The 14,297-nt window shown below is 70.8% G+C and carries 14 protein-coding genes; 9 read left to right on the top strand and 5 right to left on the bottom strand.

The genetic code is table 11. The annotated features are described in order from the left end of the window. Positions 1-12 precede the first annotated feature (12 nt). The gene (aceE, locus tag OOK40_RS06470; protein WP_266477220.1) at positions 13-2,697 is read left to right on the top strand and encodes a pyruvate dehydrogenase (acetyl-transferring), homodimeric type; all 2,685 of its coding nucleotides are present in this window, start codon (positions 13-15) and stop codon (positions 2,695-2,697) included. A 56-nt stretch (positions 2,698-2,753) separates the two neighbouring features. Here aceE and OOK40_RS06465 read toward each other — a convergent pair whose 3' ends face one another. Further along, positions 2,754-3,191 carry a DNA-binding protein gene (locus OOK40_RS06465; RefSeq protein ID WP_266477219.1) on the bottom strand — a complete coding sequence of 146 codons (438 nt, stop codon included), beginning with the start codon at positions 3,189-3,191 and terminating at the stop codon, positions 2,754-2,756. Next, positions 3,167-3,469 (bottom strand): hypothetical protein, encoded by a 303-nt coding sequence (locus OOK40_RS06460; RefSeq protein WP_266477217.1) that lies wholly within the window; start codon positions 3,467-3,469, stop codon positions 3,167-3,169. Before OOK40_RS06460 ends, OOK40_RS06465 begins: the two co-directional genes overlap by 25 nt. 131 nt (positions 3,470-3,600) lie before the next feature. Here OOK40_RS06460 and OOK40_RS06455 point away from each other — a divergent pair, with 131 nt between their 5' ends. Then, positions 3,601-4,566: a YafY family protein gene (locus OOK40_RS06455; protein ID WP_266477216.1), complete on the top strand. Its 966-nt coding sequence runs from the start codon at positions 3,601-3,603 to the stop codon at positions 4,564-4,566. On the opposite strand, the gene OOK40_RS06450 is transcribed toward OOK40_RS06455, so the two are convergent. Beyond that, positions 4,557-5,486 carry an SDR family oxidoreductase gene (locus tag OOK40_RS06450; protein WP_266477215.1) on the bottom strand — a complete coding sequence of 310 codons (930 nt, stop codon included), beginning with the start codon at positions 5,484-5,486 and terminating at the stop codon, positions 4,557-4,559. The genes OOK40_RS06455 and OOK40_RS06450 overlap by 10 nt on opposite strands. A gap of 122 nt (positions 5,487-5,608) precedes the next feature. Here OOK40_RS06450 and OOK40_RS06445 point away from each other — a divergent pair, with 122 nt between their 5' ends. Beyond that, on the top strand, positions 5,609-6,130 hold the full coding sequence (locus OOK40_RS06445) for a DUF4240 domain-containing protein (protein ID WP_266478950.1): 522 nt from the start codon (positions 5,609-5,611) through the stop codon (positions 6,128-6,130). Positions 6,131-6,171: 41 nt separating this feature from the next. Here OOK40_RS06445 and OOK40_RS06440 read toward each other — a convergent pair whose 3' ends face one another. Then, the gene (locus tag OOK40_RS06440; RefSeq protein ID WP_266477214.1) at positions 6,172-6,669 is read right to left on the bottom strand and encodes a GNAT family N-acetyltransferase; all 498 of its coding nucleotides are present in this window, start codon (positions 6,667-6,669) and stop codon (positions 6,172-6,174) included. 44 nt (positions 6,670-6,713) lie between these two features. Here OOK40_RS06440 and OOK40_RS06435 point away from each other — a divergent pair, with 44 nt between their 5' ends. Then, positions 6,714-7,613: a TIGR01777 family oxidoreductase gene (locus tag OOK40_RS06435; RefSeq protein ID WP_266477213.1), complete on the top strand. Its 900-nt coding sequence runs from the start codon at positions 6,714-6,716 to the stop codon at positions 7,611-7,613. A gap of 229 nt (positions 7,614-7,842) precedes the next feature. Then, complete coding sequence (locus OOK40_RS06430) at positions 7,843-9,189, top strand: NAD(P)/FAD-dependent oxidoreductase (RefSeq protein ID WP_266477212.1); 1,347 nt, start codon at positions 7,843-7,845, stop codon at positions 9,187-9,189. A gap of 258 nt (positions 9,190-9,447) precedes the next feature. Here the strand turns inward: OOK40_RS06430 and OOK40_RS06425 are convergent, their stop codons facing one another. Further along, a complete protein-coding gene (locus OOK40_RS06425) occupies positions 9,448-10,893 on the bottom strand; it encodes a regulator (RefSeq protein WP_266477211.1) in 1,446 nt (481 codons plus the stop codon). Between the two features lie 239 nt (positions 10,894-11,132). Between OOK40_RS06425 and lipB the strand changes: the two genes are divergently transcribed. The 4 genes from lipB to OOK40_RS06405 all read left to right on the top strand — a co-directional run bounded on the left by lipB (position 11,133) and on the right by OOK40_RS06405 (position 14,259). Further along, a complete protein-coding gene (gene lipB, locus OOK40_RS06420; protein ID WP_266477209.1) occupies positions 11,133-11,960 on the top strand; it encodes a lipoyl(octanoyl) transferase LipB in 828 nt (275 codons plus the stop codon). 102 nt (positions 11,961-12,062) lie between these two features. Continuing rightward, positions 12,063-13,031, top strand: coding sequence for a lipoyl synthase (gene lipA / locus OOK40_RS06415; protein WP_266477208.1), 969 nt, complete (start codon positions 12,063-12,065; stop codon positions 13,029-13,031). A gap of 291 nt (positions 13,032-13,322) precedes the next feature. Beyond that, positions 13,323-13,532, top strand: coding sequence for a hypothetical protein (locus tag OOK40_RS06410; protein WP_266477206.1), 210 nt, complete (start codon positions 13,323-13,325; stop codon positions 13,530-13,532). Positions 13,533-13,551: 19 nt separating this feature from the next. Then, entirely contained in the window at positions 13,552-14,259 is a 708-nt protein-coding gene (locus OOK40_RS06405; protein WP_266477205.1) for a DUF4191 domain-containing protein, read from the top strand. Positions 14,260-14,297 lie beyond the last annotated feature (38 nt).

Here is a 14,297-nt window from a genome sequence, read left to right as displayed (position 1 = left end):
AAGGCGGCGACCATGCCCGACCCCGTACGCGTACGCAAGCTTCCGAGCGAGCTCGACCAGCTCCCGGACCGCGACGCCGAGGAAACCGCCGAGTGGGCGGCGTCTCTCGACGCCGTCACCGAGCACGCAGGACCGCACCGCGCCGCGTATCTGATGCGCCGTACCCTCCAGCACGCCGAGACGGCCGGGGTTCCCGTGCCCCGGCTGCTGGAGACGGACTACGTCAACACCATCCCCACCTCCGCCGAGCCCGCGTTCGACGGTGACGAGGCGATGGAGGCCCGCATCACCGCGTGGAACCGCTGGAACGCGGCCGCGATGGTCACCCGCGGCTCCCGCTTCGGCGTCGGCGGCCACATCGCCACCTTCGCCTCCGCCGCCTGGCTCTACGAGACCGGCTTCAACCACTTCTTCCGCGGCAAGGAGGGCGACGGCAGCGGCGACCAGCTCTACATCCAGGGCCACGCGTCCCCCGGTATCTACGCCCGCGCTTTCCTCGACGGACGCCTCACCGAGGCGCACCTCGACAACTTCCGCCAGGAGGCCGGCGGCAACGGCCTCCCGTCCTACCCGCACCCTCGGCGCCTGCCGTGGCTGTGGGAGTTCCCGACCGTCTCCATGGGCCTCGGCCCGCTCTCCGCGATCTACCAGGCGCGGTTCAACCGCTACCTGCACAATCGCGGGATCAAGGACACGGCGAACTCGCACGTCTGGGCCTTCCTCGGCGACGGCGAGATGGACGAGCCCGAGTCGACCGCCGCCCTCGCGCTCGCGTCGCGTGAGCGGCTCGACAACCTGACCTTCGTCATCAACTGCAACCTGCAGCGCCTCGACGGCCCGGTCCGAGCCAACTTCAAGATCGTGCAGGAGCTGGAGGCGCAGTTCCGCGGCGCCGGCTGGAATGTCGTCAAGTCGCTCTGGGGCTCCGCCTGGGACGAGCTGTTCCAGCTGGACACGACGGGCGCGCTGGTGCGCCGCCTGCGCGAGGTCCCGGACGCGCAGTTCCAGACGTACGCCACCCGCGACGTCGCGTACATCCGCGAGCACTTCTTCGGCGCCGAGCCCGCGCTCGTCGAGCTGGCGAAGCTGATCAGCGACGCGAAGATCGCCGAATGCTTCTACACCTCCCGCGGCGGCCACGAGGCCCGCAAGGTGTACGCGGCGTACCGCGCGGCCGTCGAGCACAAGGGCGCACCGACGGTGATCCTCGCGCAGACGGTGAAGGGCTACACCCTCGGCAAGGGCTTCGAGTCAAAGAACGCCAACCACCAGATGAAGAAGCTGACGACCGACGAGTTCAAGGGCATGCGTGATCTGCTCGGACTCCCGATCGCGGACAGCGCCTTCGCCGACGGCCTGGTGCCCTACGGCCACCCCGGCGCCGACTCCGCCGAGGTCCGCTATCTCCAGGAGCGCCGCGCCGCCCTCGGGGGCCCGGCCCCGGCCCGCCGGGTGCACGCGGTCGCGCTGCCCGGACCCGATGAAAACACTGCGCGTGGGTTCAAGGCGCTCGAAAAGGGCTCCGGCAGGCAGGAGATGGCCACCACCATGGCCTTCGTACGCCTGGTCAAGGACCTGATGCGGGACAAGGAGACCGGCAGGCGCTGGGTCCCGATCGTCCCGGACGAGGCCCGCACCTTCGGTATGGAGTCGCTCTTCCCGTCGGCCGGCATCTACTCCCCGCTGGGCCAGACGTACGAGCCGGTCGACCGCGACCAGTTGATGTACTACAAGGAGGCCAAGGACGGCCAGATCCTCAACGAGGGGATCACCGAGGCCGGGGCCATGGCCGACTTCATCGCCGCGTCGACGTCGTACGCGACGCACGGCGAGCCGATGATCCCCTTCTACATCTTCTACTCGATGTTCGGCTGGCAGCGCACGGCGGACCAGATGTGGCAGCTCGCCGACCAGCTCGGCAAGGGCTTCATCGTCGGTGCGACGGCCGGTCGTACGACGCTGACCGGTGAGGGCCTGCAGCACGCGGACGGCCACTCGCATCTGATCGCGTCCACGAACCCGGCGTCGCTCAACTACGACCCGGCCTTCGCGTACGAGATCGCGGTCATCGTCAAGGACGGTCTGCGCCGGATGTACGGCCCCGCCGCGGAGAACGTCTTCTACTACCTCACGGTGTACAACGAGCCGAAGGTGCAGCCGGCGATGCCTCAGGGCGTCGAGGAGGGCATCCTGCGCGGTCTCTACCGCTTCAAGGAGGGCGTGCCCGCAACCGCCGACGCCCCGCGGCTCCAGCTCCTCGCCTCAGGCACGGCGATCCACTGGGCCCTTGAGGCACAGGAACTGCTCAGCGGCGACTGGGGAGTCACGGCCGACGTCTGGTCCGCGACCTCGTGGGGCGAGCTGCGCCGGGACGCGCTGGAGGCCGACGAGGCCCTGCTCCACGGCGAGCAACGCACCCCGTACGTCACTCAGGCGCTGGACGGAGCGCCGGGCCCGGTCCTGGCGGTGTCCGACTGGATGCGCCAGGTCCCCGACCAGATCAGCCAGTGGGTCGAGCAGGACTACTCCTCGCTCGGCACGGACGGCTTCGGCCTGTCGGACACGCGTGCGGCGGCCCGTCGCCACTTCGGTGTGGACGCCCAGTCGATCACGGTCGCGGCGCTGGCCCAGCTGGCCAAGCGCGGTGAGGTCCCGGCCTCGGCGGTGAAGGAGGCGCGCGAGCGCTACGGCCTGTAGAGGCCACGGATTCCGTGGCGAAGGGGGCGGCGCGGTGCGCGCCGCCCCCTTCGTGGTCAGACCTGGACGATTCGGATGCGGTCCTCGCGCGGCCGGTCCGGCTCCGCGCACAGTCGCTCCATGTCCTCCCTGTCGCTGGTGTAGAGCACAACCGGGCGTGGTGACTTCTTCGCGACGGCGGCCACGACCGCGTCGATTGCATACTTGTGGCCGTGCAGGCCACAGTCTTCGAGCAGGTCTGCGGCAGACCGTGCTATCTCCTCAGTCACGGACTCAACGGTCAGCCGGGACAGCACGAACCCCGGCCGCTCGCGCCGCACCTTGGCGTAGTGCGCCTCGGGGATCGTCATGGCGCAAACGACCACGCTCGCGCCGATGTTCCGGGCGAAGTCAACCCTCTGGGATGCCTTGACGTCCTGCGCCAGAAGCTGTGACAGGGCTTCGCAATCGAAGACGAACGTCCCCCCGATCAGCCCTCCATGGCGGCGCGCCACTCCTCCTCGACCTCCTTGACGATCTCCGGATCGATGGGCCCGTGCTCCGCCACGTGCGCGTCGACGATCTCCCCCAGCTTGTCCATCCGCAGTTGCCGCTCCACGGCTTCGGTGACATACCGGCTGAACTGATTCTTCCCGACCCGCGACCGCACATCTGCGATCGTCGTCCCCGGCATCGAGACGCTGACCTTGACGGCGCGCGCATCACCGACCGGCTCGGGTTCCTGCTGGTCAGCGGTGCTGTGACCGGTCCGCTCCATGAGTTGAACTCCCATGCCATCGAAGTTACTACCCTCAGTCGCAAGGCTAATCGTTTCAGCGGCCCGGCGCTTCCGTGACCGGGAGCGCATCGCAGTGCGTGCGCCGATCGTCCGCCCCGCGCGCCCCCACCCGTGACAATGTCTCCATGCGCGCCGCCCGGCTGATCAGGATGGTTCTGCTCCTCCAGACCAGGCCCTCGATGACCGGGGCCGAGCTGGCACGCGAGCTGGACGTGTCGGAGCGGACCATCACCCGGGACGCGCTCGCGCTGTCGGAGGCCGGGGTACCGGTCTACGCCGACCGTGGCCGGGCCGGTGGCTACCGTCTCGTCGGCGGCTACCGCACCCGGCTCACCGGGCTCGGGCGCAGTGAGGCCGAAGCCCTGTTCCTGTCGGGGCTGCCGGGCGCGCTGCGGGAGATGGGCCTTCAGGACGCGGCGTCCGCGGCGCGCCTGAAGGTGTCCGCGGCGCTGCTGCCCTCACTGCGGGACGCCCCACAGAACGCGGCGCAGCGCTTCCATCTCGATGCCCCCGGCTGGTACCAGGAGCCGCGGACGCCGGATCTGCTGCCCGCCGTGGCGGAGGCAGTGTGGGACGACCACCGGATCAGGGCTCGCTACCGGCGTCAGGATGCCGAGGTGGAGCGGGAGTTGGAGCCGTACGGGCTCGTGCTCAAGGCGGGCGTCTGGTATCTGTGCGCCCGCGCCGGCACGGCCTTCCGGGTGTACCGGATCGACCGGTTCACGGGCGTGGAGCCGGACGGCGAAGTCTTCGAGCGCGACGAGGAGTTCGACCTGCCCGGCTTCTGGGAGGAGCGCGCGGCGCAGTTCGCGCGCTCCATCCTGCGTGCCGAGGTGGTGGTGCGGCTCACCGAGGAAGGCGCGCGCCGGCTGCCGTACGTCACCGACCGGGCAGCGGCCCGCGAGGCGCTGGCCGCCGCGGAACCGCCGGACGAGCAGGGCCGGGTGACGCTCACGCTGCGGGTGGAGTCCCACGAGGTGGCGTACGGCCAGCTGTTCGGTCTGGGACCCCATGTGGAGATGCTGGAGCCCGCGGAACTGCGCGCCCTGTTCGCCGAGTCGGCGGAACGCGCCGCGCGGCTCTACCGGTAGTCCTCCATGGACGGCTTGTCCCCGGTCTGCTCCGCCGCCTTCTCCGCCATCATGTACGCCCAGACGTCCGGCCGGCTGCCGTCCGCGTCGGTGACTCCGTACTCCTTGGCCAGGTCACCGCTGGACAGTGACTGTCCGTTCCAGCGGGCCCGCTCCGGATCGGCGGCGAGCGCGGCGACTCCCCGGCCGAGATAGACGGGCGACTCGGACAGCGCCCAGTGCGGCTGCCTGTCGATCCCGTCGCGCCAGGTCTCCTCGGTGAGTTTGAAGATGTCGAGCATCTCCTCGGAGCGGATGAAGCCCGGAGTGACTGCGACGGCCGTGGCGCCCACACTCTTCAGCTCCTCGCCCAGGATGAAGGCCATGCGGATCGGGGCGTTCTTGGCGAGGTCGTAGTAGAAGTTCTCGCGGAAACCCTTGTTGGTGGCGGCCGTGCCGTCGGTGACCTCGACGACCAGACCGCCGGGCTGCTTCACCAGCAGGGGAAGCGCGATGCTGCTGGTGATGATGTGGCTCTTGGCTCCGAGATCGAGCATCCGCAGCCCACGGTCCAGCTCGACGTCCCACATCTTCGTGTTGAAGTCGAGCAGGAAGTTGCCGCCCCAGATGTCGTTGACCAGGATGTCGAGCCGGCCGTGGTCCCGCTCGATCCGCCCGACCAGCGCCCGTACCTGCCCGGGCTCCAGATGGTCCGTCGGTACGGCGATGCCTTCGCCGCCCGCGGCCGTGACCAGTTCCGCCGTCTCCTCGATGGTCTCCGTCGCCCGGCCGACCTCGCTGACCTGCTCGCGGGTGGTCCTTCCGGTCGCGTAGACGGTCGCGCCCGCGGCGCCCAGCTGTACGGCGATGGCACGGCCCGCGCCCCGGGTGGCGCCCGCGACCAGTGCGACTTTCCCTGCCAGGGGTGTTTTCGTCGTCATGGACCGACCGTCGCACGGATACCCGACATCCTCTGTCCGCCATTCATCAGCTCATCGAAAGACTCAGCATTTCGGCGGCTCCGCGTGCGCAGCCCCCCGCCAACCACGATGCTTGTCCCGTGATGGACGAGACGGAGTTCTGGGAGATCATCGACAGCACCCGCGAGGCCGCCGAGGGCGACCCCGAGGACCATGCCGAGCTGCTGGTCGAGCGGCTGTTGCAGCTCGACCCCGACTCCGTGCTGGATTTCGCACGGCACTTCGAGGCCCGCTACAACCGCGCGTACACCTGGGATCTGTGGGGTGCGGCCGCCGTGCTGCTCGGCGGCGCCAGCGACGACGCGTTCGACTACTTCCGCTGCTGGCTGATCGGTCAGGGCCGGGAGATCTTCGAGGGCGCCGTGCACGATCCGGACACGCTCGCCGAGCTCCTCGACGAGTTCGACGAGGACATCGACGGGGACGGCGAGGAGCTGGGCTACGCGGCGGACGAGGCGTACGAGCAGCTCACCGGCGTTGTCGCACCGGATCTGGGAATCCCGCCGCAGGCGGCCGAGCCGGTCGGCACGCCGTTCGACTTCGACGACGACGCGGCCCTGGCGGGGCGTTTCCCCAAGCTCTGGGAGCGTTTCGGGGAGCCGTAAGAACTCCCGTGCGGGGCGGGCGAGTTGCTTTTCGCCGCCGCTCAGCGGGTGAGGCCGCGGCCCATCATCACGTCGTCGACGTACTGCCCGTCCAGGTAGAACTCCCCCGGCAGCACGCCCTCGACCACGAAGCCCTCCGACTCGTACAGCGCCCGCGCCGGCTTGTTGTGGCCGAGCACCCGCAGTGTCATGCGCACCGCGCCCTGCCGCCGCGCCTCGTCGAACGCCGCCCGCAGCAGTGCCCGCCCGATGCCGCGCCCGCGCGCCCGGCCGGCCACCGCGAGCCCCTGGATCTGGCGCACATGCTGGTTGCAGGCGAGCGGGGTGGGCGGGATCAGCCGTATGTAGCCGACGACGCTGCCGTCGGCGTCCTCGGCGACCAGGAAGTGCTCGGGCCGGTGGTTCGAGTCGAAGAACGGATCGTAGGGCGGCCGGGGCTTTTGCTGTACGGCGTGCAGCGGCGACCAGGTGTCGCGGTCGAGCTCGCCGAGGGCCGCCTCGTCGGCGAGCAGTGCGGGACGTATGTGCGACTCGGACATGGACGTCACTGTGCCATGCGGCTCCCGCGGGGCAGGATGAGCCCATGCGAATCGCGGTCACCGGCTCCACCGGGCTCATCGGTACAGCACTCGTACGCTCGCTGCGCTCGGACGGGCACGAGGTCGTGCGCCTGGTGCGCCGCCCACCGCAGGCCGGGGACGAGGTGGAGTGGGATCCGGAGCGGCAGTACGTCGACGCGGCGGGACTGGTCGGCTGCGAGGGCGTCGTGCACCTCGCGGGCGCCGGGATCGGCGAGCGCCGCTGGAACGACGCGTACCGCAAGAAGATCAGGGACAGCCGCGTGCTGGGCACGGCCGCCGTGGCGGAGGCCCTGGCCTCGCTGGCCGAACCGCCGCGGGTGCTGGTCTGCGGCAGCGCGATCGGCTACTACGGCGACACCGGGGACCGCGCGGTGGACGAGAGCGCGCCCCCGGGCGACGGATTTCTGCCAAACATGGCCGTGGAGTGGGAAGCGGCGGCGGCTCCGGCGCAGGAGGCGGGCATCCGGACTGCCATCGCCCGCACCGGACTTGTGGTCGCACGCGAGGGCGGGGCCTGGGGCCGGATGTTCCCGCTGTTCAAGGCCGGCCTCGGCGGGCGGCTCGGCAACGGCAGGCAGTACTGGAGCTTCATTTCGCTGCACGACGAGGTCGCGGCGCTGCGGCATCTCCTCGATACGGAGTCGCTGTCCGGGCCCTTCAACCTCACGGCCCCGGACCCGGTCACCAATCGCGAGGTCACGGCGGCGATGGGCCGCGCACTGCACCGTCCGACGGTCTTCGCGGTCCCGGCCCCCGCGCTGCGGATCGCGCTCGGCGAGCTGACCGGGGACATCCTGACCAGCGCGCGGGTGCTGCCGACGCGGCTGCTGGAGTCGGGCTTCTCGTTCGCGTTCCCCGGCATCGACGAGGCGATCGGCGCGGCCGTGCACGCGTCCGTCTGAGCTTCGGGTCCGGGGGTCGATCGCATCGGGAGCGCGGGGGTCGATCGCGGGGCGAAGCCCGGGCGGCGCTCCCGGAAGGAGGCGTGCGCCCCCGCGCACCGGTGCTCCACCGCATGCGCGACTCCCGGTTCGGCCACCCCTGCCTAGTCTCGGGCGGAACTCGGGTATTCCTCGGGCCTGTTGGGGGCATGAGCCTCCCACCAGCCGCGCCGACCTCGGGGAGGGGCACGTGCTCAGCACCGCTCATCATGCGGACGTCATCATTGTCGGGGCCGGAATCGCCGGTCTCTCGGCGGCTCATCAACTGACCGGCGCAGGCGTCTCGGTCAGGGTTCTGGAGGCCGCCCCCGAGGTGGGCGGCCGGATGGCCACCGAGGAGCTCGACGGTTTCCGGCTCGACCGCATAGGCCAGTTGCTCAACACTTCGTATCCCGAACTGCGCCGTACGGGCGGGCTCGGGGACGTCGTCCTGCGGCCCTTTTCGCCCGGTTTGCTCGTGCACAGCGGGGGACGGCTGCAGCGCACCGGTGAAGTGGTCCGCCGAACCGGCGAACCGGGGGGCGCGCGATGGGGGTCTCCCCACACCCTCCGGGGCGTAGGGGGAGCATTCACCGTCGCACGCGCCCTCGCGAGCGCCCCCAGGCCGCTGGACCAGGCGCGGCTCGGCGCGTCCCTGGCCCGCCTCGCGGGCACCTCGGTGGAGCGCCTGCTCGCCCGCCCCGAACGGGCGACGGCGGGCTCGCTCTGCGCCCGCGGAATGCCGGCGCGCACGGTCCACGGCTTCCTGCGGCCGCTGCTCTCCACGCTGCTCTGCGACCCGGCGCTCATCACGTCCAGCCGGTGCGCCGATCTCGCGCTGCGCGGCTTCGCACGCGGCCTGATGTGCGTGCCCGAGGGCGGCGCCGCGGTGCTGCCCCGCCAGCTGGCGGCCGCCCTGCCGCCCGGCACGGTCCACACGGGCATCCGCGTCAGCGACGCCTCCATCTCCCGGGTCAGAACCCGGGAGTACGGCGAACTGCGCTGCCGCGCCCTGCTGCTGGCCACCGGCGCCCGCGCGGCCGCCGAACTGCTGCCGGGGCTGCGGGTGCCGCCCTTCCACCCGGTGACGGTGCTGCACCACACCGCGCCCGGGGCCCCGCTCGCCGACCCGGCCCTCGTCCTGGACGCGGACCGCGGCGGGCCCGTCTCGCACACCGCGGTCATGAGCGAGGTCGACCCCTCGCGCGCACCGGCCGGCCGGGTGCTGATCTCCTCGACCGTGCTCGGGACTCCCCCGCCGTATCTGGACCGCAGGGTCCGGGCGCACCTCGCCACGCTGTACGGCACGCCGACCGACGACTGGGAACTCCTGTCGGTCCACCACGACCCGGAGGCGGTCCCTGCGATGCCCCCACCCCACGACCTGCGCCGCCCGGTGCGGCTGCTGTCGGGCCTGTACGTCTGCGGGGACCACCGGGACACGAGCACGGTGCAGGGGGCGCTGTTCTCGGGCAGAAGGGCGGCGGAGGCGATCCTGCGCGACTTCGGCGTCCAGTCCCCACGCCAGGAGGCGGCCGCGCTCTCGACGGCCGCCTAGCGCACCCCCTCTGGGGCTCCGCCCCCGAACCCCCGCGCCTCAATCGCCGGCGGGGCTGATTGTTCAGCCCGTCCGGCGTTTGAGGACATGCGGCCGAAGGTCGCATACGGGGGTCTGGGGGCTTGCCCCCAGTTCGGGAAGGGGCGGGGGTGGGGAACAAGCCCGCCGCAGGCGCGCGGGGTCCGGGGCGCAGCCCAGGGTCCAGGGGGCGAAGCCCCTTGGTTACGGGAAGGGGCGGGGTGGGGAACAACCCCCGCCCTAGCCCAGCGCAGCGACCCGGTCCCGATAGTTCCGCACCGCCGCCGCGTCCCGGTACGGCTCCAGCCGCCGCTCGAAGTCCCGCACGTACTCCACCGCCCGCGCCGACCGCATCTCCGACGCCTGCAACGCCGCCTCCGCCCCCAGCGCGCACGCCTGGTCCAGCTCCCCCAGCCCGAGCCGGGCGGACGCGAGCACCACCCGGCAGAAGAGGCGGCTGCGCGCGTACGCCGGAGCGCGCAGCTGCAGCGAGCGTTCCGCGTGCTGCACCGCCGAGCGGTACTGCTGCAGATCCCGGTGGCAGTGCCCGAACTCGTCCGCGAGCTGCGCCTCGTCGAAGAAGCGCGCCCAGTGCGGCACATCGTCCCCCGGCCGCGCCGTCTCCAGTGCCCGCTCGGCCCGCACCAGCGCGGCGGTGCACGCCCGCACCTCGCCGAGCACCCCGTGCCCGCGTGCCTCGACGGCGTGCAGCAGCGCCTGCACGACCGGCGGCGCCGAGGAGCCCACGCCCTGCTGGGCGACGCGGGTGAGCTGGACCGCCTCGCGCCCGTGCCCGAGGTAGACCGCCTGGCGGCTCATCGTGACCAGCACATACGAGCCGTACGCCCGGTCGCCCGCGGCCTGGGCAAGCCGCAGCGCCTGGACGAAGTAGCGCTGGGCGAGACCGTGCGCCGCAATGTCGTACGAGGTCCAGCCGGCCAGCCGGGTCAGATCCGCGGCCGCGGCGAACAGCCGCCGCCCGGTCACCTCCCCGTATGTGCCGCGGAGCATCGGCTCGGCCTCGTGCTCCAGATAACGCACCAGGGCCTGCCGGGCGTGCCCGCCGCCGTAGGCGTTGTCGAGGCTGCGGAAGAGCTCGCCGACCGAACGCAGCGCCGCGATGTCGCCGCCGGAGACTTTCTGGCCGGGCCCCCGTTCGGTGCCGCGCTGGCGGGGGACGGAGGCGCGGCCCTGCTGGGGGACACGGATCGTGCCGTTCTGCACGGCTTCTCCCCGGCTCACCCGCTCGTCGGCCCGGCCGATCAGCCAGTCCCGGCTCGGCACCACCAGACCGGCCGGGGTGAAAGCAATCTTGCGCAGCTCCACATGGCTGCCGGAGTCCTTGCGCCACAGCCCGCTGACGATGTCGACGGCCTCTTCGGGCGTGGCCGCGAACTCCAGACCGGCGTAGACGGGGGCGCAGGCGTCGAGACCGAGGTCCTGCGCCGACAGCCGGCGGCCGAGCCGCCGTGTGAAGACCTCGGCGATCAGCGCGGGCGTCGTACCGCGCGGCTGCTGTCCGCGCAGCCAGCGGGTGACGGACGTCTTGTCGTAGCGCAGATCGAGTCCGTGCTCGAGGCCGAGCTGGTCCACCCGGCGGGCGAGTCCTGCGTTGGAGAATCCGGCTTCTGCGATGAGCGCGGCGAGCTGTCGGTTGGGGATGCGCTGTGGGGGTCGTTCCGTCATCAGCTGTGCGGTCTCCTGCCTTCCGGGCCGGGGAGCAGCCCTCATGGAACGGCGCGAATTTAGCGGCACTTCCCACCCACACCGCCACCTTCGCTTCACATTCATCCGATCGTGTGAGGATTGAGGTCGCCACTGACGGACATCCGGCGAACATCCCTGCCCGGCCGCTTTCCCGAGGGCCGCCGTACAGTGGCTGGGGCGTGATGAGTGCACGCTGAAGGTTCTAGGGAGGCACAGCCGTGAGTGAGCTCCGGTTCGTCCATCTGGGGTTCGGCGACGAAGCCGTCGAGTACCAGGAGGCGTGGCAGAAGCAGCGCGAGGTTCACGCCGCCCGCTTCGCCGACGAGATCGAGGACACCTGTCTGCTGCTCGAGCATCCGCCGGTGTATACGGCGGGGCGGCGTACGCAGGACAGCGAGCGCCCCCTCGACGGCACTCCCGTCGTCGACGTCGACCGCGGTGGCAAGATCACCTGGCACGGCCCCGGCCAGCTGGTGGGCTACCCGATCCTCAAGCTGCCGCGTCCGGTGGATGTCGTCGCGCATGTCCGCAGGCTGGAGGACGCCCTGATCCTCACCTGCGCGGAGTTCGGCCTGGAGACGAGCCGGGTCGAGGGCCGAAGCGGCGTCTGGGTACTGGGCGACCCGGTGGACCAGCGCCCGGCTGTCGGCGGCCTCTCGCTCGACTTCGACCCACGGCTCCAGGACGACGAGTTCGATCCGCGGCTGAACGGCCCGGAGTACGCGCCGTCCAACGCGGGCCAGCGCCGCGAGGACCGCAAGCTCGCGGCGATCGGCATCCGTATCGCCAAGGGCGTCTCGATGCACGGCTTCGCGCTCAATGTGAACCCGGACAACACCTGGTTCGACCGGATCGTGCCGTGCGGGATCCGGGACGCGGGCGTGGCCTCGCTGGCGAACGAGCTGGGCCGCGACATCACGATCGCGGAGGTGCTCCCCGTACTGGAGAGGCAGCTGCGCGACGTACTGGAGCACGCGGACCTCAGGCCGCGTGTGATCGAGCGCGAGGCGGAGCAGCCGCGCGAGGCGGAGAAGGCGACCGTCTGAGGAATGCGGCCGTCCGGCCGCAGGTTGGCCAGACGTAAAGCCGTACGAATTACGGGCGTACCCTGGTGTTCGCCGAAGAATCGAAGCTGTAGGGAGCCGGTCGTGTCCGCAGTCGCACCCGACGGACGCAAGATGCTGCGCCTGGAGGTCCGCAACAGCCAGACCCCCATCGAGCGCAAGCCCGAGTGGATCAAGACCCGGGCGAAGATGGGCCCCGAGTACACGCAGATGCAGAAGCTCGTGAAGAGCGAGGGTCTGCACACCGTGTGCCAGGAAGCCGGCTGTCCGAACATCTACGAATGCTGGGAAGACCGCGAGGCGACCTTCCTCATCGGTGGCGACCAGTGCACCCGGCGCTGCGACTTCTGCCAGATCGACACGGGCAAGCCGCAGGCGCTGGACCGTGACGAGCCGCGCCGGGTGGGCGAGTCCGTCGTCACGATGGACCTGAACTACGCCACCATCACGGGCGTCGCGCGCGACGACCTGGAGGACGGCGGCGCCTGGCTGTACGCGGAGACCGTGCGCCAGATCCACTCGATGACCTCGCAGCGCGAGGCCGGCCGCACCAAGGTCGAGCTCCTCATCCCCGACTTCAACGCGGTGCCCGAGCAGCTGGCCGAGGTCTTCTCCGCCCGCCCCGAGGTGCTCGCGCACAATGTCGAGACCGTGCCGCGGATCTTCAAGCGGATCCGCCCCGGTTTCCGTTACGAGCGCTCCCTCGAGGTCATCACGCGCGCCCGCGAGGCGGGCCTGGTCACCAAGTCGAACCTGATCCTGGGCATGGGCGAGGAGCGCGAGGAGGTCAGCGAGGCGCTGCGGCACCTGCACGAGGCGGGTTGCGAGCTGATCACGATCACGCAGTATCTGCGTCCGTCGGTGCGCCACCACCCGGTCGAGCGCTGGGTGAAGCCGCACGAGTTCGTGGAGCTGAAGGAGGAGGCCGAGGAGATCGGCTTCTCCGGTGTGATGTCGGGCCCGCTGGTGCGTTCCTCGTACCGCGCGGGGCGGCTGTACCAGCAGGCGATGGAGCGGCGCGGCGCCGCAGTGGCGACGTCCCAGACTGTGTGAATTCAGGCACAAGCAACTACCGCCGAGTAATGGCGAGTTGGGCGCGGCCCGTACTCCCCCCGCAGGTCGGGGCGGCGTACGGGCCGCGTCAGTCTTTCCGGCACGGGCGTAAACGTTTCATCGGTGTTTGACCCCGGGGTCACGCCCTGGTAACACCAATCAGTGACGCTAGCTCTACGCACAGCACGCACCACCCCGCGTCACACCGCACGCACCGCCTCCCCGTTTTCACCCCGTACCCCCCGCACCGTCCGCACCACGTCGATCCTCACCCCGAGGGGGACCTCCACCATGCAGGCCGCGCCGGTTCGACCCGTACGCGCAAACGCCATCCCGTCCGTCACCGATGCTCTGCGCGCCATGGAGTCGCTGCTTCTTCGCAGCGGGCAGCGCACCGCCCGCAGGAACGCATGGACCGCCGTCCTCGAAGACCGGCGCAGGGCCAAGGACCGGGTCGATGCACAGCATGTACTGGAGGCCGTGGCGGGTCGCACTTCCTAGGCCACGTAAACTTCCAGTCATGGCGAGGAAGGCAAACACAGACAGCGCTGACGCTGCTGCGAACCCCGGGCGACTGAAGCAGATCGCCCTGACGTACAAGATGACCCGGAAGGCCGACCCGAAGGTCGGTCTTGTCGTCGCGGCTGTGGGAATCGTCACCTTCGGTGTCTTCCTCGCGATCGGTTTCTTGATCGACCACCCCGTATATCTGGGCATCCTCGGATTCCTGCTGGGCTTCCTCGCGATGGCGATCGTCTTCGGACGCCGCGCCGAGCGGGCGGCCTTCGGGCAGATGGAGGGCCAGCCCGGCGCGGCGGCCGCGGTGCTGCAGAACGTGGGGCGCGGCTGGACGACGACTCCCGCGGTTGCGATGAACCGCAGCCAGGACGTCGTGCACCGGGCGGTCGGCAAGGCCGGCATCGTGCTGGTGGCCGAGGGCAACCCGAACCGGCTGAAGACGCTGCTGGCGGCCGAGAAGAAGAAGATGGCGCGCATCGTGGTGGACGTGCCGGTGCACGACATCATCGTGGGCGACGGCGAGGGCCAGGTGCCGCTGAAGAAGGTGCGCACCACCATGCTGAAGCTGCCGCGCGTGCTCACCGGCCCGCAGGTCACGGTGGCGAACGACCGCCTGCGTGCGATGGGCGACCTGATGAGCAACATGCCGCTGCCGAAGGGTCCGATGCCGAAGGGCATGCGGATGCCGCGGGGCGGGAAGATGCGCTGATCCCTGTGGAACAAGGTGGTGGCCCGGGACTCTGGTCC

It is taken from the genome of Streptomyces sp. NBC_01481 (assembly GCF_026339995.1).
Taxonomy (GTDB): Bacteria; Actinomycetota; Actinomycetes; order Streptomycetales; family Streptomycetaceae; genus Streptomyces.
The sequence above is the reverse complement of the archived record's forward strand: the minus strand, read 5'-3'. Positions and strand labels throughout refer to the sequence as shown.

Excerpts from the sequence above, each read along its gene's own strand:
- OOK40_RS06450 (WP_266477215.1), bottom strand. The coding sequence starts at position 5,486 with ATGACGACGAAAACACCCCTGGCAGGGAAAGTCGCACTGGTCGCGGGC.
- OOK40_RS06405 (WP_266477205.1), top strand. The coding sequence starts at position 13,552 with ATGGCGAGGAAGGCAAACACAGACAGCGCTGACGCTGCTGCGAACCCC.
- OOK40_RS06455 (WP_266477216.1), top strand. The coding sequence starts at position 3,601 with ATGCGCGCCGCCCGGCTGATCAGGATGGTTCTGCTCCTCCAGACCAGG.
- aceE (WP_266477220.1), top strand. The coding sequence starts at position 13 with ATGCCCGACCCCGTACGCGTACGCAAGCTTCCGAGCGAGCTCGACCAG.
- OOK40_RS06435 (WP_266477213.1), top strand. The coding sequence starts at position 6,714 with ATGCGAATCGCGGTCACCGGCTCCACCGGGCTCATCGGTACAGCACTC.
- OOK40_RS06425 (WP_266477211.1), bottom strand. The coding sequence starts at position 10,893 with ATGACGGAACGACCCCCACAGCGCATCCCCAACCGACAGCTCGCCGCG.
- OOK40_RS06410 (WP_266477206.1), top strand. The coding sequence starts at position 13,323 with ATGCAGGCCGCGCCGGTTCGACCCGTACGCGCAAACGCCATCCCGTCC.
- OOK40_RS06460 (WP_266477217.1), bottom strand. The coding sequence starts at position 3,469 with ATGGGAGTTCAACTCATGGAGCGGACCGGTCACAGCACCGCTGACCAG.
- OOK40_RS06440 (WP_266477214.1), bottom strand. The coding sequence starts at position 6,669 with ATGTCCGAGTCGCACATACGTCCCGCACTGCTCGCCGACGAGGCGGCC.
- OOK40_RS06445 (WP_266478950.1), top strand. The coding sequence starts at position 5,609 with ATGGACGAGACGGAGTTCTGGGAGATCATCGACAGCACCCGCGAGGCC.